This is a genomic window from Bradyrhizobium iriomotense (assembly GCF_018129405.1).
In the GTDB taxonomy this organism is placed as follows: Bacteria; Pseudomonadota; Alphaproteobacteria; order Rhizobiales; family Xanthobacteraceae; genus Bradyrhizobium; species Bradyrhizobium iriomotense_B.
In genome coordinates this window covers 1-20,438 of sequence record NZ_JAFCLP010000039.1, presented here as the reverse complement: position 1 = coordinate 20,438, position 20,438 = coordinate 1, and the positions used below count along the sequence as shown (strand labels likewise).

22 protein-coding genes and 1 tRNA gene are annotated in these 20,438 nt (G+C 65.0%); 12 read left to right on the top strand and 11 right to left on the bottom strand.

Annotated elements, in window-relative coordinates:
- Positions 1 to 77: 77 nt before the first annotated feature.
- Together JQ592_RS37635 and JQ592_RS37630 are read right to left on the bottom strand one after the other, a co-directional pair.
- Positions 78 to 1,316 carry a URC4/urg3 family protein gene (locus JQ592_RS37635; RefSeq protein WP_211407754.1) on the bottom strand — a complete coding sequence of 413 codons (1,239 nt, stop codon included), beginning with the start codon at positions 1,314 to 1,316 and terminating at the stop codon, positions 78 to 80.
- A 5-nt stretch (positions 1,317 to 1,321) separates the two neighbouring features.
- Complete coding sequence (locus JQ592_RS37630) at positions 1,322 to 2,578, bottom strand: GTP cyclohydrolase II (protein ID WP_211407753.1); 1,257 nt, start codon at positions 2,576 to 2,578, stop codon at positions 1,322 to 1,324.
- 312 nt (positions 2,579 to 2,890) lie between these two features.
- Here JQ592_RS37630 and JQ592_RS37625 point away from each other — a divergent pair, with 312 nt between their 5' ends.
- Complete coding sequence (locus JQ592_RS37625) at positions 2,891 to 4,018, top strand: threonine synthase (RefSeq protein WP_211407752.1); 1,128 nt, start codon at positions 2,891 to 2,893, stop codon at positions 4,016 to 4,018.
- Between the two features lie 94 nt (positions 4,019 to 4,112).
- Positions 4,113 to 4,919: a class I SAM-dependent methyltransferase gene (locus tag JQ592_RS37620; RefSeq protein ID WP_211407751.1), complete on the top strand. Its 807-nt coding sequence runs from the start codon at positions 4,113 to 4,115 to the stop codon at positions 4,917 to 4,919.
- 109 nt (positions 4,920 to 5,028) lie between these two features.
- Here JQ592_RS37620 and JQ592_RS37615 read toward each other — a convergent pair whose 3' ends face one another.
- A complete protein-coding gene (locus JQ592_RS37615; protein ID WP_211407750.1) occupies positions 5,029 to 5,844 on the bottom strand; it encodes a DUF2927 domain-containing protein in 816 nt (271 codons plus the stop codon).
- Between the two features lie 80 nt (positions 5,845 to 5,924).
- Complete coding sequence (locus JQ592_RS37610; RefSeq protein WP_211407749.1) at positions 5,925 to 6,503, bottom strand: L,D-transpeptidase; 579 nt, start codon at positions 6,501 to 6,503, stop codon at positions 5,925 to 5,927.
- Positions 6,504 to 6,868: 365 nt separating this feature from the next.
- Here JQ592_RS37610 and JQ592_RS37605 point away from each other — a divergent pair, with 365 nt between their 5' ends.
- From JQ592_RS37605 to JQ592_RS37595, 3 genes are all read left to right on the top strand, one after another.
- Positions 6,869 to 8,416, top strand: coding sequence for an acetolactate synthase large subunit (locus JQ592_RS37605; protein WP_211407748.1), 1,548 nt, complete (start codon positions 6,869 to 6,871; stop codon positions 8,414 to 8,416).
- Positions 8,417 to 8,607: 191 nt separating this feature from the next.
- Positions 8,608 to 9,129, top strand: coding sequence for a hypothetical protein (locus JQ592_RS37600; protein WP_211407747.1), 522 nt, complete (start codon positions 8,608 to 8,610; stop codon positions 9,127 to 9,129).
- Between the two features lie 158 nt (positions 9,130 to 9,287).
- Positions 9,288 to 10,268 (top strand): ABC transporter substrate-binding protein, encoded by a 981-nt coding sequence (locus tag JQ592_RS37595; protein ID WP_211407746.1) that lies wholly within the window; start codon positions 9,288 to 9,290, stop codon positions 10,266 to 10,268.
- Positions 10,269 to 10,413: 145 nt separating this feature from the next.
- Here JQ592_RS37595 and JQ592_RS37590 read toward each other — a convergent pair whose 3' ends face one another.
- The 3 genes from JQ592_RS37590 to JQ592_RS37580 all read right to left on the bottom strand — a co-directional run bounded on the left by JQ592_RS37590 (position 10,414) and on the right by JQ592_RS37580 (position 12,524).
- Positions 10,414 to 11,952, bottom strand: a complete 1,539-nt coding sequence (locus tag JQ592_RS37590; RefSeq protein ID WP_211407745.1) for a peroxidase family protein — start codon at positions 11,950 to 11,952, stop codon at positions 10,414 to 10,416.
- Between the two features lie 128 nt (positions 11,953 to 12,080).
- Positions 12,081 to 12,242, bottom strand: a complete 162-nt coding sequence (locus tag JQ592_RS37585) for a hypothetical protein (protein ID WP_211407744.1) — start codon at positions 12,240 to 12,242, stop codon at positions 12,081 to 12,083.
- Between the two features lie 48 nt (positions 12,243 to 12,290).
- The gene (locus JQ592_RS37580) at positions 12,291 to 12,524 is read right to left on the bottom strand and encodes a DUF3551 domain-containing protein (RefSeq protein ID WP_211407743.1); all 234 of its coding nucleotides are present in this window, start codon (positions 12,522 to 12,524) and stop codon (positions 12,291 to 12,293) included.
- 331 nt (positions 12,525 to 12,855) lie between these two features.
- On the opposite strand from JQ592_RS37580, the gene JQ592_RS37575 reads away from it, so the two are divergent.
- From JQ592_RS37575 to JQ592_RS37560, 4 genes are all read left to right on the top strand, one after another.
- On the top strand, positions 12,856 to 13,188 hold the full coding sequence (locus JQ592_RS37575; protein ID WP_211407742.1) for a hypothetical protein: 333 nt from the start codon (positions 12,856 to 12,858) through the stop codon (positions 13,186 to 13,188).
- A 148-nt stretch (positions 13,189 to 13,336) separates the two neighbouring features.
- A complete protein-coding gene (locus JQ592_RS37570) occupies positions 13,337 to 13,819 on the top strand; it encodes a hypothetical protein (RefSeq protein WP_211407741.1) in 483 nt (160 codons plus the stop codon).
- A 160-nt stretch (positions 13,820 to 13,979) separates the two neighbouring features.
- Entirely contained in the window at positions 13,980 to 14,462 is a 483-nt protein-coding gene (gene greA, locus JQ592_RS37565; protein WP_211407740.1) for a transcription elongation factor GreA, read from the top strand.
- Positions 14,463 to 14,504: 42 nt separating this feature from the next.
- Complete coding sequence (locus JQ592_RS37560; RefSeq protein ID WP_211407739.1) at positions 14,505 to 15,182, top strand: hypothetical protein; 678 nt, start codon at positions 14,505 to 14,507, stop codon at positions 15,180 to 15,182.
- Between the two features lie 374 nt (positions 15,183 to 15,556).
- Here the strand turns inward: JQ592_RS37560 and JQ592_RS37555 are convergent.
- The 3 genes from JQ592_RS37555 to JQ592_RS37545 all read right to left on the bottom strand — a co-directional run bounded on the left by JQ592_RS37555 (position 15,557) and on the right by JQ592_RS37545 (position 17,810).
- Positions 15,557 to 15,631 (bottom strand) — tRNA-Val (locus JQ592_RS37555).
- A 157-nt stretch (positions 15,632 to 15,788) separates the two neighbouring features.
- Complete coding sequence (locus JQ592_RS37550) at positions 15,789 to 17,087, bottom strand: hypothetical protein (RefSeq protein ID WP_211407738.1); 1,299 nt, start codon at positions 17,085 to 17,087, stop codon at positions 15,789 to 15,791.
- 117 nt (positions 17,088 to 17,204) lie between these two features.
- Positions 17,205 to 17,810, bottom strand: a complete 606-nt coding sequence (locus JQ592_RS37545; RefSeq protein WP_211407737.1) for a DUF1134 domain-containing protein — start codon at positions 17,808 to 17,810, stop codon at positions 17,205 to 17,207.
- Between the two features lie 139 nt (positions 17,811 to 17,949).
- Between JQ592_RS37545 and JQ592_RS37540 the strand changes: the two genes are divergently transcribed.
- Positions 17,950 to 18,435 carry a YHS domain-containing (seleno)protein gene (locus tag JQ592_RS37540; protein ID WP_211407736.1) on the top strand — a complete coding sequence of 162 codons (486 nt, stop codon included), beginning with the start codon at positions 17,950 to 17,952 and terminating at the stop codon, positions 18,433 to 18,435.
- On the opposite strand, the gene JQ592_RS37535 is transcribed toward JQ592_RS37540, so the two are convergent.
- Entirely contained in the window at positions 18,429 to 19,256 is an 828-nt protein-coding gene (locus tag JQ592_RS37535) for a 3'(2'),5'-bisphosphate nucleotidase CysQ family protein (RefSeq protein ID WP_211407735.1), read from the bottom strand. The two genes, JQ592_RS37540 and JQ592_RS37535, sit on opposite strands and share 7 nt — an antisense overlap.
- 186 nt (positions 19,257 to 19,442) lie before the next feature.
- Here JQ592_RS37535 and chpT point away from each other — a divergent pair, with 186 nt between their 5' ends.
- Both chpT and JQ592_RS37525 read left to right on the top strand, forming a co-directional pair.
- Positions 19,443 to 20,096: a histidine phosphotransferase ChpT gene (gene chpT, locus JQ592_RS37530; RefSeq protein ID WP_211407734.1), complete on the top strand. Its 654-nt coding sequence runs from the start codon at positions 19,443 to 19,445 to the stop codon at positions 20,094 to 20,096.
- A 198-nt stretch (positions 20,097 to 20,294) separates the two neighbouring features.
- A partial coding sequence (locus JQ592_RS37525; protein ID WP_211407755.1) for an Hpt domain-containing protein occupies positions 20,295 to 20,438 on the top strand: 144 nt, incomplete at its 3' end.

The window sequence follows — 20,438 nt, the reverse complement described above, 5'->3', positions numbered from 1 at the left end:
CCATAGAGAGTCAGCTTCCGAGCCCGGCCACAAGCCTTCCGAGAAGTGTGAATGTCGTAGCCCACAAGGGGAGAGGGTTAAAACACCGTGCCGTCGCTGATCACCTTGAGCGGCGGCGAACCATCGGGCCGGCGCGCGAACGCAATGGCGCGGCCCGCGGCCCAGCTGCCGCCTTCGAGAATGCTGGCGAGCGGCAAGGTCTCGCTCGTGCGGCCGAGCTTGATGCGAACCAGCTCGGCGAGCCTGTCGAGCAGCGCAACCGTCAGTGCGCGCCATTCCACGACGAGCAGCGAATCCACCGCATGCGCACGCTCGGCGTCGGCAGCATCGCGCAGGCGCAGCACCTCGTGATCGACGAACAGGCCGCCATTGCGATATTCGGCAAGGCCGGTCAGCCCGTCGATGTCCGTGACTGCAAATCCGGCGCGCTGCAGCGGCTCGATCAGCGAGTAGCTCAGCCATTGCGACAGCTTGTGCAGGGGAACGAGACTCGCCGTTCCGTCGTCCGCCCTAATCGCCGGATGCCGCCAGCAATCGCCGAGCGGGACGCCCGCGAGCTCGAGCCGCGACGGCCAGATCGGCCCAAGCTCGTTCAGCACAGCGGACAGGATGGCGGGCGCAGCGACAGCACCGCCGACGGCTTGCGCCGCGATGTGATCGAACAGCCCGCCCGGCCGCGGCGTGTCGTGCAGGCCGAACACGTCCGCCCGCTCCGAGACCTGCTTCCCCAGGCGTCGCAGCAGGTCGGTGCGTCCCTCAAGTCCGAGCAGCGGATTGGCATCGCTCCCCTGAAAGGCGGAGGTGAGGGCGGCGAGGGGCAGCTTTGCAAGTACATCCGCATCGGCTCTGAACGGCGCGCGCGCATCGCCGGAGAAGAGCCCGCTCGCGAACATGTCGAGGCTCGCAATCGCAAGCCCCTCGGAGCGGCCGATCGCTTCGCCCGTCACGGCATCGCGGTATCGCCACGCAGCGCCGGCGCCGGCATCGAGCAGCACGGAGACGATCGCAAGATCGAACTCAGCGCGTGCCCGCGCGGCGCGATCCGGCCATGATGCAGCGTCCGCAAGCCGCGCCCAGCGGTCGACGCCGCCAAGCACAAAGTGCCGCCAGCGCGCGTGGAAGGGGACATCCAGCGTCGGATAGGCTTTTCGCGTGACCGCGAGCACGGCCTCGGCAACGCCATCCATGCGGCCGAGATCAACAGTGAAATGGCTGAGCCCGCCGGCAAGGCCAAGCTCGAGCATCTGCCCGGCGCGCGCCCGCACCGCCTTTGCGGTGAGCAGCGAGCGCGCCTGCAGTTCCAAACTCTCCGTCATCGCGATCAGTATTTTTCCAGCGAACGCCCGACCACGCCGTTGACGTCCTTCTCCGGCGCAATGTCGGTCGAGTAATAGCCGGCGGCCTTCTTCGCGGCGATCTCGACATAGGCGTCGGCCGGGATCAGCTCGGGCGGGATCGGCACACGCTCGACGATGTCGATGCCTTGCGAGGTCAGCGCGTCGTATTTCATGTCGCTCATCGACAGGAAGCGGTCGATGCGCTTGAGGCCGAGCCAGTGGATGGTGTCGGGCATCAGCTGCTGGAAGCGCGCATCCTGCACGCCTGCGACGCATTCGGTCCGCTCGAAATAGGCTGCGGCCGCGTCGCCGTCCTCCTGGCGCTTGCGCGCATTGTAGACCAGGAATTTGGTGACCTCGCCGAGCGCACGGCCTTCTTTCCGGTTATAGACCACGAGCCCGAGCCCGCCCTCCTGTGCGCCACGCGCGGATTCCTCGATGCCGTGGATCAGGTAGGGCCGGCAGGTGCAGATGTCGGAGCCGAACACGTCGGAGCCGTTGCACTCGTCATGCACGCGGCAGGTGATTTTTGTGCGATGGTCCGGGAGCTTGGTGACGTCACCGAACATGTAGACGGTGGTGCCGCCGATCGGTGGCAAAAACACCTTCAGGTCCGGCCGGGTCACCAGCTCGGGGAACATGCCGGCGGTCTGCTCGAACAGCGTGCGCCGCAGCTCGGTCTCGCCGGTGCCGAAGCGTTCCGCAAGGCCCGGCAGGTACCAGACCGGATCGATCGCGATCTTCACCACCGAGACGCTGCCATTGGCGTGCACGACCTCACCGTCGGCGCGCAGCCGCTTTGCCGCCAGCGCTTCCCGGATCTCCGGCAGGTCCAGCCGTGCCCGCGTCACCGCGATGCTCGGGCGGATATCGGCGCCCTCAGCGATCTCCTGGCGGAAGTTTTCCGCAACGAGATGCCCCCAGGGATCGAGCGCGACGATTTTTGCGGGATCGCGCCACTGCTCGAACGGCCCGATGGTCGCCGCCGGAAAGGTGTTGGTGAGGTCGGGTCTGCGAATCGGATCGAGCGCGCCGGCGGACACCGCGAGCGCGCGGTACATCGCGTAGGATCCGCCATGGCTGCCGATCACGTTGCGGTCCCCGGCACGCGACACCGTGCCGATGATCGGCCCGCGGGCGCGCGCGTCGGCTGCACCCCAGTGGATCGGAAAGGCGGCCTTCCGGCCCGGCTCCGGATGGGAGGTCAGGCGGATGTGGTCGGTACGGTTCGCGCGGCTCATGTCCAGGCTCCCAAAAAGCCAACGGCCCGCCGCTCGGACGGGCCTGGCTCGCTTGCGTTGCCGGTGCGGACCACCGGCGGCGCAAGCTCAATCCAACATATTGTAGCGGCGAGGCACGACAGACAAGTTAATCGTGCGGGGCGGCCAGCGGCGCCCTCCTGCTCGTCCGGATCGACGAACAGCACCGGAATGTGCCCTATATCTATGTAATTGTTCGAATTTTTGAAGGGGTGTCGCTACGCCCTCGAAACAGGCGGCTGGATAAAAGCTGCATATTCGGACATATCGAGCGGATCGCCCTGGAGACCGCCAATGCCCACCGCCGCCTACATCGACCCCCGCAACGGAAAGCTCTATCCCCTCGACCAGCCGCGCTGGTGCTCGGACGAGCGCAGGCCGCTGCTGGTGACGCCGGGGGCAGGGATCTCGCGCGAGGACATCGATAGAAGCGCGCGCTCGCTCTGGCGCTACCGGGCAGCGCTCCCGGTCGAGATCAAGAAGCCCATCACGCTCGGTGAAGGCTGCACGCCGCTGATCCAACAGGCCTGGGGCGAGCTGCGCCCGTTGTTCAAGCTCGAATGGTTCAACCCGACCGGCAGCTTCAAGGACCGCGGCTCGGCGGTGATGTTGTCCTTCCTGCGGCAGATCGGTGTGGACGCCATCCTGGAGGACTCGTCCGGCAATGGCGGCTCGTCGATGGCGGGGCTCGGTGCCGCCGGCGGCCTACGCGTGAAGATCCTGGCGCCCGCCTCGACGTCGCCGGCGAAGATCGCGCAGGTGCGTGCTTACGGCGCGACGGTGCAGCTCGTCGAAGGCCCGCGCGAGGAATCGGAAGCCGAGGCCATCCGGCAGTCGACCCAGACCTTCTACGCCAGCCACAATTGGCAGCCGTTCTTCCTCGAAGGCACCAAGTCGCTCGCCTATGAAATCTGGGAGGACCTCGGCTTCCGCGCGCCCGACAACGTCATCGTTCCCGTCGGCGCCGGCAGCAGCCTCTTGGGATGCGCCTTCGGCTTCCGCGAGCTTTTGAAAGCCGGGCAGATCTCGAAGCTGCCGCGCCTGTTCGCGGCGCAGCCGCAAAACTGCTCGCCGATCGATGCGAGCTTCAGGGCCGGTGTCGACACGCCCGTCGCGCGCGAGGTGCACAAGACCATTGCCGAAGGCACCGCGATCAAGAACCCCCTGCGCCTGCGCGAGATCATCGCCGCCTTGCGTGAGAGCGGCGGCGGCACCGTCGCGCTCACCGAGGACGAGATCGTCGCTGCGCTGCGCCGTCTTGCGCGGCAGGGCCTGTTCGCCGAGCCGACCAGTGCCAGCGCCGCGGCGGCGCTGGAAAAACTGTCCGCCGCTGGAGCCGTCAAGGCCAACGAGACCACGGTCGCGGTCCTCACCGGCACGGGCCTGAAGGCGGCAACGACCGTAGCCGATCTCGTGCAATAAGGCCGATCTGTTGAGCTTGTGGCCCGAGCGCGTTGAACCTTGGGCCTTCCTCGCCAGCCTCATGAAGATCGACCTCGAGCAAAGGAAGAGTTCCATGACCGCGCAGGATCCGTTTGCAGGTTTCAAGGCCATCCAGAAGGAAGCCTGGTCGCTGTTCACGCCGATGGAGGTTTTCACGACTCCGGCCGCGGCCAAGCTGGTCGGTTTTGCCGGCGTTGCCGCCGGCCAAAAGCTGCTCGACGTCGGATGCGGCACCGGCGTTGTCGCGATCACAGCCGCGCGCCGCGGTGCGAAGGTCAGGGGTCTCGACCTCTCGCCGGTTCTGATCGAGCGCGCCCGCGAGCACGCAGGGCTGGCGAATCTCGATGTCGACTTCGTCGACGGCGACGCCGAAAGCCTGCCCTACGGCGACAACGAGTTCGACGTGGTGCTCAGCCAGTTCGGCCATATGTTCGCGCCGCGTCCGGACGTCGCCATCGGCGAGATGCTGCGCGTGCTGAAGCCCGGCGGCACCATCGCCTTCTCCACCTGGCCGCCGCATCTCTACGTCGGCCGCATGTTCGCGCTGGTCGGCCGCCATCTGCCGCCGCCCGAGGGAGTCGCATCACCGGTGTTGTGGGGCGATCCGAAAATCGTCGCCGAGCGTCTCGCGGGGAAGACGAAGGAAATCTCGTTCGAGATGGACATGATGACGCCGTCCACACTCAGCCCGCAGCATTTCCGCTGCACCATGGAAGCGACGATCGGGCCTTTGATCAAGCTCGTCGCCCAGTACAAGGACGAGCCGGACAAGCTCAGCAGCTTCCGTGCCGAGTTCGAGGCGTTGATCTCGGAGTATTTCGACGCCGGCAACAACGTGATGCGCCAGCAGTTTCTGATGACGAAAGCAAGGAAGGCGTGAGGGCGCGCTCGAAGGCAAATGTGCTGCGAGACAGGACGCCTTGCTGACCCTCCCTGGGGAGGGTCATCGCATGTGGCATTTTGCGCAGCCTGAGCGTGTCAGTGGCGTCTCACTCCTTCAGATCGTTCACCCGCTTCACCCAGCTGCGCACATCTGCGAGCACTTGCGGCAGCACGGCCTTGACTTCCGGCACGGTCATGCCGGGCTTGATGCGGGGATCGTAGAGCAGGTTGAGGATGTACTGGTCGTAGACGTCGAAATAGCCCATCGAGACGTTGTCGTTGAACATGGTCCAGGGCACGCTCGTGGTGTCGTTGATGGGCCCAAGCGATTGCAACAGCTCCTCATAGGCGCAGTCGAGGAAGGTGAAATCGCCGTTGTCGACGGTGAGGATGACGTCGGAATGCTCGATCTCGAAATTGTCGTTCTTGCGGAAGCCGGACAGGCATTGCGGGTCGAGCGAGGTGCGGATCTCGCGCGCCTTCTCCGCGCCGTAGAAGCTGGTGAGGGTGCGGAACAGATCGCGGTCGCGCACCAGCTTGACCCGCACATTCGCCGCCTCGCTGCTGTCGATCATGGCGATGTCGAGATGCTGCACGCGCTTGCCGATGTCGGCGACGACTTTTGCCAGCTGCGCCTTGCGATCGGTGCGGTCGCTCTCGGCGAACACGCGCACCGGCCCGTCGAATTTGCGAATGCGGTCGACGCGGCCGGCGAGGTGATATTCGGCGCCGAACGCGGTCTTGAGAAAACCCTCGACGATCTCGTTGTCGGAAAAGCTCTTCTTCTCGGCGCGCTGGCGCGAGGCGACCGCGGGCAGTTCGCCCGCGACGGCCATGGTAGCGGTGTCAGGTACGCAGGTGAGCGTTGCGAGCGCCAGCAGGGCGATGCGAAGGCCGGGCGAAGGCGGGTCCAATGCGCTCATCGTTGTGCGACGCTGCCGTATTCGCGTCGCGCGCGCAAGACCGCAAATTCACGCGCCCCGCAGGTTCCTGCTGTGGCCGATCAGTTGTTCAGCACCACCACGGTGGTGCCGACCGAGACGCGGCTGTAGAGGTCGGTGACGTCGTCATTGGTCATGCGGAAGCAGCCCGAGGAGACGGCCTGGCCGATCGTCTCCGGCTCGTTGGAGCCGTGGATGCGGTAGAGCGTCGATCCCAGATACATGGCGCGGGCGCCGAGCGGATTCTCGATACCGCCCTTCATGTGGCGCGGCAGGTCGGGCCGGCGGGCCAGCATCTGCGACGGCGGCGTCCAGTCCGGCCATTCCTTCTTGGCGGTGATCCTGTGCACCCCGCCCCAGCGGAAGCCGTCGCGGCCGACGCCGATACCGTAACGCAGCGCCTGGCCGTTCTGGAGCACCAGATAGAGCCGCCGCTCGGACGTGTTCACCACGATCGTGCCGGGGGCGTAATTGCCGTTGTACATGACGGTGGAGCGGGGGATCGGGCTCGCGCCGCCGCGGAAGAAGTTCGGGCCGCCGCCCATGATGTCGCGCGAGTCGAACTCCTCGGCGAGCGCGCCGCCGGCCGTGGCGGTCAAAAGTGCGATGGCGGCAAGCGGCGCGGCAAAAAACCGGATCATTGTTTCCCCCGGAAAAAAATCGATTCAACTGAGGTCACAGGCCATATTTGCGGGCTTTCCGCAAGCCACGCCCCCGTGAGGCAGGCCATGCTTAACGATTGACGTTACCAAATCGGCAACCGGGGCAATTTGCCGGAAAGCGACAGAGCGTTTTCAAGCGAAGTGGATACCGGTTCGCATAAAGAAAACGCGTCAAAACAAGAATCTAACGCCCCGTTCCGATTCCGTCGGAACGGGGCGTTAGCCAAACCAGCGCATCCTCGCGCGGGGCAGGGCCGCGATGCCCCCTATTGCTTTGACGAGGCCTGCGAACAATGATTGGTCGGATGGATCACTCGAAGTCGTTGGTTGCGGGAGAAAAACGAATGAATGGTGCGGAAAGCCTGGTGCGGACGATGGTCAAGGGTGGGGTCGACGTCTGCTTCACCAACCCCGGCACCTCCGAGATGCATTTTGTCGCAGCGCTCGACCGCGTGCCCGGCATGCGCTGCGTGCTCGGCCTGTTCGAAGGCGTGGTGACCGGCGCCGCCGACGGCTATTTCCGCATGAAGGGCACGCCGGCCTCGACCCTGCTGCATCTCGGCCCCGGCCTCGCCAACGGCCTTGCCAATCTGCACAACGCCAAGAAGGCCAATTCCGGCATCGTCAACATCGTCGGCCAGCATGCCGTCTACCACATCGACTATAACGCGCCGCTGACCTCCGACATCGAGGGCCTGGCCCGGCCGATGTCGTCCTGGGTCCGGACCTCGCCGAATTCCAAATCGGTTGCCGCCGATGGTGCTGCGGCGATTGCCGCCGCGAAAAGCGCGCCGCCGCAGATCGCCACCCTGATCCTGCCCGCCGACACCGCCTGGAACGAGGCCGACGGCATCGCCGAGGTGCCGGCCGAGCAGCAGCGCGCCAGCTATTCGCCGCAGGCGGTCGAGAAGGCCGCAAAAATCCTGCACGGTGACGGCGAGGGCACGCTGCTGTTGATGACCGGCAGCGCCCTCAGCGAGCAGGGCCTGGCGCTCGCCGAACGCATCGCGGGCAAGACCGGCTGCACCGTGATGGGCCCGACCTTCCGCCCGAAGATGGCGCGCGGCCGCGGCCGCTTCTCGATCGACCGCATCCACTACGTGATCGAGAATGCGCTGCCGATGCTGGCGAAGTTCCGTCACATCGTGCTGGTCGAGTCCGACGATCCCGTGGCGTTCTTCGCCTATCCGAACAAGCCGAGCATGCTCAAGCCCGAGGGCTGCGAGGTGCATCGCATGACCTCCTGGGGCGAGAATTCGGTCGCAGCTCTGGAAGCGCTGGCCGGCGCCGTGAAGGCGAGCGCCAGGGACGTCAAGCCGCAGGCCTTGGCTGAGCTGGCCAAGCCGACCGGCGCGCTGACCTTCGCCTCGATCGCGCAGGCGATTGCCTGTGCGATCCCCGAGAACGCGATCATGGTCGACGAATCCCTCACCACCGGCCGCGGCTTCTTCCCGCCGACGGCGGCGGCCGCGCCGCATGACTGGCTGCAGAACATGGGCGGCTCGATCGGCTTCTCGACGCCGCTCTCGATCGGCGCGGCGATCGCCTGCCCGGACCGCAAGGTGATCACCATGGTCGGTGACGGCAGCGCGATGTACACCATCCAGTCGCTGTGGACCCAGGCGCGCGAGAACCTCAACATCGTCACCATCGTGTTCGCCAACCGTATCTACCAGATCCTGCGCGGCGAGTTCGACAATGTCGGCGCCGGCGAGCCCGGCCAGCGCGCCAACGACATGCTCCGGCTCGATCGTCCGACGCTCGATTTCGTCGCGCTGGCCAAGGGCATGGGCGTGCCCGGCCGAGCCGTCACCAATGCCGACGAGTTCAACAAGGCGCTGGCTGAGGCCGTCGCCGAGCCCGGGCCGCGGCTGATCGAAGTCCAGATGTAAGGCGTTGGTTGGCCAAGCTCTCTCCTCACGTCGTCCCGGCGAAAGCCGGGACCCATAACCCCAGGGAGAGGTTTGGCGAAGATTCGGGGTCCGGTACGCGCACTGCGCGCACTCGATAGACCTCGCGGTATGGGTCCCGGCCTGCGCCGGGACGACACTGAGAGTGAGGCGCGCGCTGCTGCGGAGGCACGATGCAGACCGAGCTGAACAAGGTGATCGCGGCGCTCCGGGACTTCTACGCCCACGAAGGATTTTTGTTCGAGAAGGACATCGGCGAGCGTGCGATCACGCATCGCTTCGCCGTGTATCTGGAGCGCCAGTTCTCGGGCTGGGCCGTCGACTGTAATTACGACCGGCTCGGCGAACGCACGCTGCATCTGCCGCACGGCACCATCATCTCCACGGACGATCATCTGGGCAAGTCGATCTACCCCGACGTCGCCGTGCACCAGCGCGAGATTCCCAACAACCTGCTCACGGTGGAGATCCGCAAGGCGAGCAATCACACGCCGCTGGAGCACGACCAGCACAAGCTGAGGGCGCTCACCGATGTGCATGTCTGGTTTCCCTACTGGATCGGCGTGCTGCTGGTGCTGGACAGGCAGCATGTGACGATGTCGGAGGTCTATGTCAGCGGTCTCGTCGACGACCCGCTGACGCGCTGGTTCGCGGCGCGGCTCGCCGAGAGCGGTCTCGCGGCTGCTGCGCATTAGGGCGTGTGCTCGTCAACGTCGGATTTCGAGGACAAGGCGGAAGTCGCTCCGCTCGGCCAGCAGCGACTGCTTATGACCCCGAAACGGACATTCGGACATCCCTTAACTCTGATCGTTTGATCCGCTACGATGCACTGCTCTCAGCCTCGGAGGCGGCAATGAGACGGCGCGAGTTCATTACGCTTCTAGGCGGCATGGTAGCGACGTGGCCATTCGCTGCGCGTGCGCAGCAGAAGGCGATGCCGGTGATCGGCGTCCTCGTGACCGGGTCGCCCGACCCGGATTCCGGCCCGCAATTGGCGTTCCGCCAGGGACTGCGCGAAGCCGGCTACGTCGTGGGTCAGAACGTTGCGATCGAATATCGCTGGGCAGAGGACCATTATGATCGGCTGCCCGCGTTGGCCGCCGATCTCGTCAGGCGCAAGGTCGATTTGATCATGGCGGGCAGCCCGCCTGCGGCGCTCGCGGCAAAAGACGCAACCTCGACGATCCCGATCGTTTTCAGAGGTGGCGGCGACCCGGTCCGGGGCGGGCTGGTCGAAAGCCTCGCCCGGCCGGGCGGCAACCTCACCGGAGTCGCCTTTGTCGTCGACGAGCTCACGACCAAGCGGCTTGAGCTGCTGTGTGAACTGGTTCCGCAGACTCAGGTGATCGCCTTGCTGGTGAACCCGAACATTACGACTGCCGAGCGTGTCATCGGATACGTGCAAGACGCGGCCCGCGCGAGGGGGTTGCAGCTGCATGTCCTGAGAGCCGGCAGCGAAAGCGAGATCGATGCCGCCTTCGCCGCCCTGGTCCAACTGCATCCTGACGCGCTCGTCGTCGCCGCGGACCCGTTCTTGAGCAGCCACCGTGAGCAGATCGTGGCGCTGGCCTCGCGCAGCGCCGTTCCATCGATCTATGCATGGCGCGAATTCGCCGCTGCGGGCGGCCTGATCAGCTATGGAGCAAGCCTTAAGACTGCCTTTCGCCTGGTCGGGGTCTACGCGGGAAAGATCCTCAAGGGCGCCAAACCTTCCGATCTGCCGGTCGAGCAGCCGACCAAATTCGAGCTCGTTATCAATCTCAAGACCAGCAAAGCACTCGGACTCACCGTACCGCCCTCGTTGCTCGCCCGTGCAGATGAAGTGATCGAGTAGAGGCAGCAATGGCTGCTGTGGCCCAAGGCCGCCATGATGCATGTCGTTTTCAACGTCGCCTTCCAGGAGAAGACCGGACGCGACTAGCGAGTACAAGGCCGCCCGCATGACGCGGGTGGCCTCTCCATCATCTTCCGTCACACGCTCAGTGCAGCGGATCGCCCTGGCCGAGCGCGTAGGCGACGAGGTCCTTCAGCGCGAAGCCTGAGCCCGTCACCGGCGTCCATTGCGGGTCGAGCGACAGCACGGAGGAATTGTCGCCGAACAGCATGCCGAGGAAGACCTCGGCGACGATGCGGCCGCCGACGGGGCCGAGCTGCGGCGTATTGATTCCGCCTGCCGGCGCACCGGTGGCGGGGATGGTCACGGCGGTCTGGAATTGCCGCGCCTCGGCCAGGATGTAGGTCCAGAGCGGGCAATTGCCGGCGAACACGCCGTTCGCAATGTTTGCGATCTTGGTTTGCGGATCGTCCGGTCCGGGCTCGTCGACGGCCTTGCCGATGATGATCTGATCGTCGGTCAGCGGCGTCAGGTTCATCGCCCTGGCGACGGCCTGGCCCGAGGGCAGGCCGAGCCGCCAGCCACGCTCGAGATTGCGCAGCGCCAGCGACGACGGATTGGAGGCGACCTCCGGCGGCAGCTTGCGCAGCGGATCGACCAGCGATGCGTCGATGCGATAGGCGAACTGCAGCCGCCGCTTGTTGTCGGGATTGGTGTCGTCGTCCTCGACGCCGTAAGCGCGCGTGTCGAGATCGATGAAGCGGCCCCAGTCGATGGCGCGCCCCGGGCCCATGGCGCGGAAGCCCGTTAGTGCGTTGTGATCGGGATTGTTCGGATCGGGGAAGATCTGCAGCAGCATGTTGTCCGCATCGTTCAGCCGATAGCCGGGGCGGATCATGGAGTGCCCGAGCCGGTAGGCCGCGACCGAGAACTCGACCGGCATGAACGGATAGGTCTTCCAGTGGTAGTGAGCGAGCTTGCTGCGGTCGTAGTGCCCTGAGGTCTTCAATTCGTCCAGCACGCTGGCATGAACGATGCGCGGCAGGAAATCGTTGAGCACGACGTATTGATAGTGGAAGCGGACGCGCTGCTGCACCTCCTCGAACGACAGGCTGTCATTGTCGTCGACCATGCGGTTGTGGAAGCGCAGCATCAGGGCCTGGAACTGCGAGACGATGCTGTTCTCGTCGTTGCGGGGATCGCCGATCAGCGCGCGGCCCTTGAAGCGCGGCAGGTCGTTGGTGTCGGCTACGCCGGTGCCGCTCAGCTTCTCGCCGAGCCGGAACTTGATGCCGTCATACATGTAGGGCTGGTCGTTCGGCCCGCGGCCGTAGACGTTGTCCAGATCGAACGACGGCGTGCGGAAGTCGACGAGCCCGTCGGGATCCTGCTGCCTGGTCAGCGAGCTGACCGGATCGAAGGTGATGTCGTGGTCGATGAACTGGCCGAAATAGGTGTAGAGCGAGGGAATGCCGCTCTCCTCCGCGTCCGGTCCGTCCTTGGGCGCATCGAACTTGCCGACCATCTTGTCGGCCAGTGCCGAAAGGTTGGCGATGTTGGCGGAGTCGCTGGCGCCGAATTTTGCCGGAGTGAGCTTGCGAAACATGCGGCCGAAGCGGCCTTGCGAAAGCGGCGAACGGGTTGCGTTCAGACCGCGCGGGACAATGCTGTGGCGGCTGCTCATTGAAAACACCTCCCTGAAAAGAGTCACGACGGAACGAATAAAGCTAAAGTTGTTCAGAGCAGAATATGCAGGCGAAGCTAGATCAGGGATTTTGGCGCGCCACAAGCTGCAGCTTCACACTGTGCGCGCTATCGATCTCGTTCCGAAGTGGAGTGTTGCGAGCAAGCTGCGGCCGCGCTTTGCAAAATTTTCCCGGAGCGATGGCGGATAACATTCTCGTCATCGATGCGCGCGAGCAGCTTCATCGGGTGTCGAATCGCCGAGCCGTCGGCGCGGCGGATCGTCTTCACGCGAAAATTGTGGCGGCGCGCGCGAACAGCGCGCACGCCGCAACCACGTCAGTAATAGCGCTGCTGCGAGATCGCGTAGCGCGGATTGATGCCGCAATAGGCCGACGTGCCGGAGGCGGAGGCCTGGCACTGCTGATAGGTCGCGAACTGGCAGTTGCCGGGATAGCCCCAGATGCGGCCCTGCAGGCAATATCGATCGTTTGCAGGATGCGCCTGGGCTGCCGGGGATGCGACCGCGATCAGCGCTGCGAACGATGCGAGGGTGAGGATGGTGCGACGCATTTCAGTCTCCTTGGAGGAACGATGGGATGAGGAACACCAGCTCAACTTGCGTGTTCCGGGACTTGTCCGACACTTTGTCGTGCTCGTCTTGGTGTCCGCAGTGGGCGGCGCGTTCAACATGCGTCTATGATGAAGCAAGCTACGGCGAGCAATGTGATCTCGGCCACAGTTCGCCACCTGGTTCCGACCTATCGTGAGCGGACTTGCCGTGAACGGACTTGCCGTGAACGGACTTGCCGTGAAGCGACTTGCCGTCGGCGGACTTGCACGCGCCACGCCCGAAAGCCTACGCTTTTCCTCATTCGGGTCAGGTCAATTTTTGGAGGTTCTGATGCAAAGGTCATATTTGCTGGCTGCGACAGCAGCGCTGGCGTTTCTTGCGCAATCATCGCTCGCTCTCGCGCAGAACGCACCGGCCGCCGGCGGGACCACAGCGCCTGCGGCGACAACCACTGCGCCGGCCGCGACGACAGCGCCGGGCGCCACCACCGACACCAGCCAGCCATCCGACTCCAAGAAAAGCGCATCGAAGAAGCCGGCGAAGAAGAAGATGACCCGGCAGCAGGAGATCGATCATTCGATCGACACCGGCACCGTGCCCGCGCGCTATCGCAGCTCGGTGCCGAAGCGGTACCAGCAATATATTCCGTTCGAGAAGCAGTGACGGATCGCGGTGTGGCGCGACGAGGCGTCGCGCCGCCGTCCAACGTATGACGGCCCTGACCAGGCTGATTCGACCATACATCCATTGTGGCGGTCTGCCGGAGCGGTGCTAAGGTAAGCCAAGGCCGAGGGGAGTGCCGGGGGAAGTTATGAGCGACGACGTGAAGGATGCTGGCCTCGTGGCCATGATCAGCAGCATCCTCGGAGGCAACAAGCGCGCAGACATCGTTGCTCCGCCGCCGCTCACCGAGGTTCCATCGGACCCGACGCATGGATTTGAGCCGGTTGCAGCGTCCGTCCCCGATCCGGCGCCGGCCCAGTCCGATCCCGCTTCCGATACCGCACCCGTTGCAATCAAGCCGGCCGAACCGCCCGTGAAGATCGCCACGACACCGGACGGCAGGCGATTGCTGCCGGCGGAAGCGATTGCCGATCTCGTGCTCGGCGAGCTCCGCAAGATAGAGGATTTCCCGGCGACCGGCGTTTCCGTCACGGTCTATGGCTACCGGCACTGGAACGCGATGATCACCTTCGCGCCGTTCTCGACCTCGTTCCAGAACGCGACGCGGTTCCGCCAGGCCATTCCGGATCTCGTCTTCAAGCTCCGCCGTTTCGTCGCACTTGAGATATAATCAGATGCGATCGGCGGCGCACGGCGCGCCAGCTAAAAGCATGATCCGGAAAAGTGCGACGCGGTTTTCCGGAAAGATCATGCGTAAACAACAACCCAAAGCGCGATGACGATGCATCCAAATCTCATCGCGCTTTAGACAGTTCGACAGGATTCTTGAATTGAGCGTTGCCTTTACCAAGGAAGAAAGCGCCGAGACCGCGTCCGAGACGCTGTTGCCGGATCGCCCGATCTCGCCCCATCCGAACCTCGTGACGGAGGCCGGCCTGCAGGCCCTGCAGACGCAGCTTCAACAAGCGCGCGAGGCCTATGAGGCCGCGCAAGCCATCGACGACGTCAACGAGAAGCGCCGCCAATCGGCCGTCCCCTTGCGGGACGCCCGCTATCTGACCGAACGCCTGCGCACGGTACAGGTGATGCCCGATCCTGCCACGACCGACATCGTCGCCTTCGGCAGCACGGTGACCTTCAGCCGCCCCGACGGCCGCGTGCAGACCTATCGCATCGTCGGCGAGGACGAAGCCGATCCGAAGGCCGGCTCGATCTCGTTCGTCTCGCCGGTCGCGAGATCGCTGATGGGGAAGGCGGTGGGGGATGTCGTCGGAGCAGGCGCGCAGGAGATCGAGATTGTATCGATTGCCTAGGATGCTCTCCGCAGTACCCGCCAAACAAAGCGCGATGATTGGATGAGACGGTTTCTGTCGGGAGCCTTGCCGTTCTACGCGCTGGCTGGCCTTGCCATGTGCATGTACCTCGTCCTGTACAGGACGAGCTTGTTCGACTTGAACGCCATCGTTCAGGATGCGACCGGTTCATGGTGGTTTCCGGTCTTCATGTTCGCCTGTGTGCTGCTGGAGTCGGTCTTTCCGTATTTCGGCTATTTTCCCGGAACCGCGCTCATCCTGATGTCCATGGCGCTCAATCCGAAATCCGCGGATGGCTCCGTCTTTGTCATGGCGTGGCTGGCCATCATCCTGGGCGCCGTCTTGAGTTACGGACAGGCTCGTTTCTTCAGGCCGCTTTTGCAGCGCGTTGCCTCGAGAGCGGCACTGAGCCGATGCGAATCCCTCCTCGACACCTACGGCCCTTACGCGCGCATTGCCTTGTTCGTGCACCCCAACGCTTGTGCGATGTATTTTACGGCACTCGGGCTTCTCGGCCGGAGCCTGACGCGAGAGCTCGCCCATCTTTGCGTGGGGGCGGCGGCCTCCGTGGGCGTTCTGTTCGTCGTCGTGACCAGACTCGTGTCGTCCGTCGGCCCCACCGATGACGGGCAATTGCAGGTGCTGCTGGCAGCAGCCCTGGTCGCCATCGGGACCCTCGTCGGTCTCTACGCGGCCTGGCGGCCGGAGCGGGCGGTGTGAGGCTTCAGGTGGCGTGCGCGTCAATCGGCGCGGTCTCACCCATTGCTCCGTCATTGCGAGCGCAGCGAAGCAATCCAGAGTCTTTCCGCGGATACATATCTGGATTGCTTCGCTGCGCTCGCAATGACGACGGGAGATGATGCAGGCAAGGTCGCGCGGCTCAGCCTGCGGCGTGGGCCTCTTCCGGATGATGCCATCATGCTCCTGTTTTGCCCGACGGAGAAAGTCGGAATTCGGAAAATGCGCAACCCATTGATCCGACTGATGTCGGCTACTGTGCATGGGGTTGTTTTCGACATTTTTGATTTGGCCGACGCCGAACAGCCGTCAGGCCTGGATATTCATCCGCAACCGGCAGGCTTCAGGAGGATGGATGGTGGGCGCACAAGGGATCGAACCTTGGACCTCTCCCGTGTGAAGGGAACGCTCTCCCGCTGAGCTATGCGCCCGGGACCATCACGCAGGCGGCCGGACTTTCGGCCGGCCGACGCATTGGAGCCCGCGATTTAGAAGTGCGGGCTTGAGGTGTCAAGTTTCCAGGCGCCTCGGGCCCGGAAAACCTTGCTCGTCATACAATTTGCCGAGGAAACCGCCTTTTCGGGCCTCTTACGCGCCCTGCTGGCGGGCGCGGGAGGCGTGGGCCTGGAGCGCGCGGATGCGCTCGGCCAGCGTTCCGCCGCCCTCGGGCAGGGTGGCTGCGGCCGCGCCATTGGTCGCGGCGTCGTTGGCGGGGCGCGGCGTGGGCTTCGGCGGCTGGCCGGCTTCGGCCGCCAGCAGCGCCTCGATCGGCGAGTTGGGGCCCTCGAGCTGCATCGCGAGCTTTGCCACCTCGGCGGCGATGTCGTTGATGCGCTCGCGCAGCAGCGCGTTCTCCATCCGCTCGGTTGCCCAGGAGCTCTCGGCCTGCTGCTGGATCGCGTTGATGTCGCGCTGGAGTTTTGCGCGCTCGTCGCGCGCGGAGCGGAGCTGCTCTTCCAGCGCGGTCTTTTCCGCGCGCAGCGATTCCATTGCCGCGGAGGACTTCCCGCCGCTCAAGGCCGCGATCTCGACGCGCAGCTCCTTGACGGTGCGTTCCGAAGTCTCATTGGCCTGGCGCAGCTGGTTGTTCTCGTAGTCGCGCTCGGCGAGCAGTTTGCCCTGCGTGGCAAGGCGCCCCTCGAGGTCGGCGACGCGGCCGGACAGCATCTCGGCCTCCTTGACCTGCACGATCAGCTGGCGATCGAGCTCGGTGACGCGTTGGCCGAGATTCTCGACCCGCCCGCGCGCCTCGCCGAGCTCGCGCGAGGCGGTCTCGGATTCGGTGCGCTCCTGCGCGAGACGCGCCTGGGTGGCGGCAAATTCCTTCTCGGCATCGCCGACGCGGTTCTTCAGTTCCTCGATCTGCGTGCGCACCGCGACCAGCTCGACCTGGCGGCTCTCCGCCATCATCGAGCGGTCGGACAGTTCGGAGTTGATCTTGGCGAGCTCGTGCTGCTTGTCGGTCAGCGCATTCTCGGCGGCGCGCAAGCTTTCCGTCTTGGCGGCGAACTCCTCTTCGGTGGCGCGGAGCTGTTCCTTCACCGCCTTCTCGCGCGCCTCCAGCGCGAAGATCGTGGCGTTCTTCTCGCCCAGCTCGATCTTCATGCGGTTGATGGCGTCGCTCTTCTTGCCGAGCTCGGCGAGCTGGCTCGTGGTCTTGTTCTTGAGCTGCTCGACGCTCATCTCGAGCCGGCGCGCCGACATGGCGAATTCGGCGCGGAGCTGGTCCTTGTCGGCCTGGATCTCCGCCATCGACAGCGGGGTGGCGGCCTCGAGCCGGCGCGTGGTCAGGCGCACGGCGCGGTTATGCACCAGCGGCACGATGGCCAGCCCGCACAACATCGCCAGCAGGAAACCGATCGCCAGGTACATGATCGGTTCGACCATGGGCCAGAACTCCCAAAGCTAAGGAAAAATTTACCAACGACAATGCATGCGGGGCCGGCAAAAAGCCAGCCCCGGCCTGTCGTTAACCTTGATCCGTCACAGGTTGGGAGGGAGCCTTCAGAACGGGTTCCAGGTCGCGCGCGGCGTGTATTTGAGGTAGCCGATATTGGCGCCCAGCCGCAGGCCAAGGCCCGAGCGGATCGGCACCAGCACGATGTTGTTGGAGGTGAGCGCGGTCATGCCGAAGCCGCCGATGATATAGGCCGAGCCGTCGATGCCGGCGAAGCGCTGGTAGATCGCGTTGGTGGCAGGCAAATTGTAGACCAGCGTCATGGTGCGTGCGCCATCGCCGCCCCAGTCGAAGCCGAGCGAGGGACCCTGCCAGTAGACGCGGAGGTCGCCGGCGTTCTTGGTGTAGAGCGTGCCTTCGCCGTAGCGCAGGCCCGCGACGAAGGCGCCGGAGCCTTCCTCACCCAGGATGTAGCCGTTCGGCAGGCCCCACTGGCTGACAGCCTTCTCGATGATCGAGGCAAGCCCGCGCGAGACGTTGCCGAAGAAGCGGTGACCGGCGGTCACCAGCTCGTCCGGCCCATAGGTGTTGGGCGTCGGGGTCCGCTGCGGCGGCGGCAGGTTGGGCGGCGGCGCCTGCTGGGCCGAGGCCGGCGCGATCCAGCCGACCATGGCGGCAAGCGCGAGCGCAGCAAGGCGTGATGCGAAAGTCATAAAAGAACCCCTGGTATCGAATCCGGTTGCTTCCTTAACCTGACGCCAACAGGCACGGCCCTAGGTTGCGCCGGATGTCCCCTCGACTCGGATGTTATCCGCAGCAACTATGACGGCACAACGGCAGGAAGATAGCCCTTTGCGCCCCGGAATTGCCTTGATCGGGCGGGTCGCCTGCGTGCTGGCGGGCATTTGGTTCGCCTGCCCGGAGTTGCCGGTCCAGGCCGCCACCACCGAGCGGATCGTCGTCAACCGTTTCTCGGGCGTCGCCATCGAGGGTTTTGACCCCGTCGGCTATTTCGTCGACGGCGCCGCTGAGCAGGGCACGGCCGAGTTCGAGGCCAACCTCTGGGGCGCGGTCTGGCGCTTCCGGAACGAGGGCAACCGGGCCTCCTTCCTGGCCCATCCCGAGATCTATGGTCCGCAGTTCGGCGGCTATGACCCAGCTGACATCGCCCGCGGCGTCACCATCGCCGGCAACCCCCGCTTCTTCGCGATCGTGGCGCAGCGGCTCTACCTGTTCAGCCGGGAAGCCAATCGCGATGCCTTCGCCGCCGATCCCGAACGCTTCCTCTATGAGGTCGGCAAGCGCTGGCCGGCGCTGCAGGAGCAGCTCAGTCAGTAGCAACCTACCGCCTGCGGGTCACCCCAGGCGATGAACTCCGGGATGATGAAGCCGGTGTCGCGCCGCTCGCCGAAGCGGAGCTCGCCGCCCTTGCCGTCGGTCACCCTGCCGCCGGCCGCGGTCACGACCGCGCAGCCGGCCCCGACGTCCCATTCCGAGGTCGGCCCGAACCGGGGATAGATGTCGGCGCTGCCCTCCGCGATCCGGCCGAATTTCACGGCCGAGCCACAGGTCTTTCTCACCGCGTTGGGCCTGTTGTCGATGAACGCCTCGCTTTTGGGATCGCCATGCGAGCGGCTCACCGCCGCGACCCAGGGCTCGCCCTGCGCCGGCAGCTTGCGGGTGTGGATCGGCTCGGCGGCGCCGATGGTGGCGCCGTCAAACCGCACGCGCTCGGCGCCGCGGCCGACGATCCCGCGCCAGAGCAGTCCCAGCGCGGGTGCGCTGACGATGCCGAGCAAGGGAACGCCCTGTGTGATCAGGGCCAGGTTGACGGTGAACTCGTCGCGGCCGGCGACGAATTCCTTGGTGCCGTCGAGCGGATCGATCAGGAAGAAGCTGCCCTGAAACGGCGGCGAGGCGAGCTGGGTCCGCTCCTCCGACAGCGTCGGGACGTCGCCCGCAAGCTGGGCCAGGCCGTCGGCGATGATGCGGTCGGCAGCGAGGTCGGCCTCGGTGACCGGCGAGCCGTCCTGCTTGCCGTCGACCCGCATCGCCGCGCGGTTGACGGCGAGGATCGCTTCGCCCGCCTTTACGACCAGTGCGGTGAGCGGCTCCATCAATCCGGATGCGGCCTCGGCCTCGATGATCCTCACCTGCATGCCTCATTCATCAGCAAGTCTCGCCCCCTCAGTTGATTCGCCCGCAGCCTTTATGGCCGATTCGAACCTATCGCAAGCTAGCTGCCACCGGCTGGCGAATGTTAGAACCCGCAGCATCCGTCAAGCATGCGTGATTCGCGGCGTCCAGCGCCGTGCAATTCCAGGAACCCTCCAGGACCCCATTATATGTCTGACGCCTCGTCGCCCGCGACCGCTACTGCTCCCGATATGCTCGAACTCGCCGCGCTGCTTTGCTCGCGGGTCTGCCACGATCTCATCAGCCCCGTCGGCGCCATCGTCAACGGGCTTGAAGTGCTCGACGACGATCCCAAGCCGGAGGACCGCGAGTTCGCGCTCGACCTGATTCGCAAGAGCGCCAAGACCGCCTCCGCCCGCCTCCAGTTCTGCCGTCTCGCCTTCGGTGCCGCCGGCTCCTCCGGCGCCCAGATCGACCTCGGCGACGCCCAGACCATGGCGAAGGGGCACATCGAGGACGGCAAGTGCTCGATCACCTGGAATCTGCCGCGGCTGCTGCTGCCGAAGAATCGCGTCAAGCTGCTGCTCAACATGCTGGTCGTGTCCCAGCACACCATACCGCGCGGCGGCATGCTGACGGTCGATCCGATCGGGGAGGGCGAGGCGATGAGCTTCCGCATCACCGCGACCGGACACAATGCGCGCCTGCCGCAGAACATCTCCGAACTCCTGAGCGGCGAACGGGGACCTGCCGCGGATGCGCACGCGATCCAGCCTTATTATACGCGGCTGCTCGCGCAGGCCTGCGGGCTCACCGTCACCCTCAAGCCGGAGGGCGAAGCGATCATCGTTACCGCTTCGTAAACGCGCGAGCCGCGCGCTCAGAGGTTAAGCCAATCTTTACGAGGCGCTTCGGCTTGTCCGGAGCGCCTTATCTCTTTGTTGATTCCGTTCTTTTCCACATACTCAACCATTATTAAACGCTTTGCGGTGAAGCTGGCCCCATTCCGAAATGGCGCATCACGCCTCGTGCGCGCGCTCCCTGTATGAAGGCCTGTTTTCATGGATGATCTGTTGCGGGAGTTTTTGACGGAGACCAGCGAGAGCCTGGACACCGTCGACAATCAGTTGGTGAAGTTCGAGCAGGAGCCGAACAACGCCAAGATCCTGGATAACATCTTCCGCCTGGTCCACACCATCAAGGGC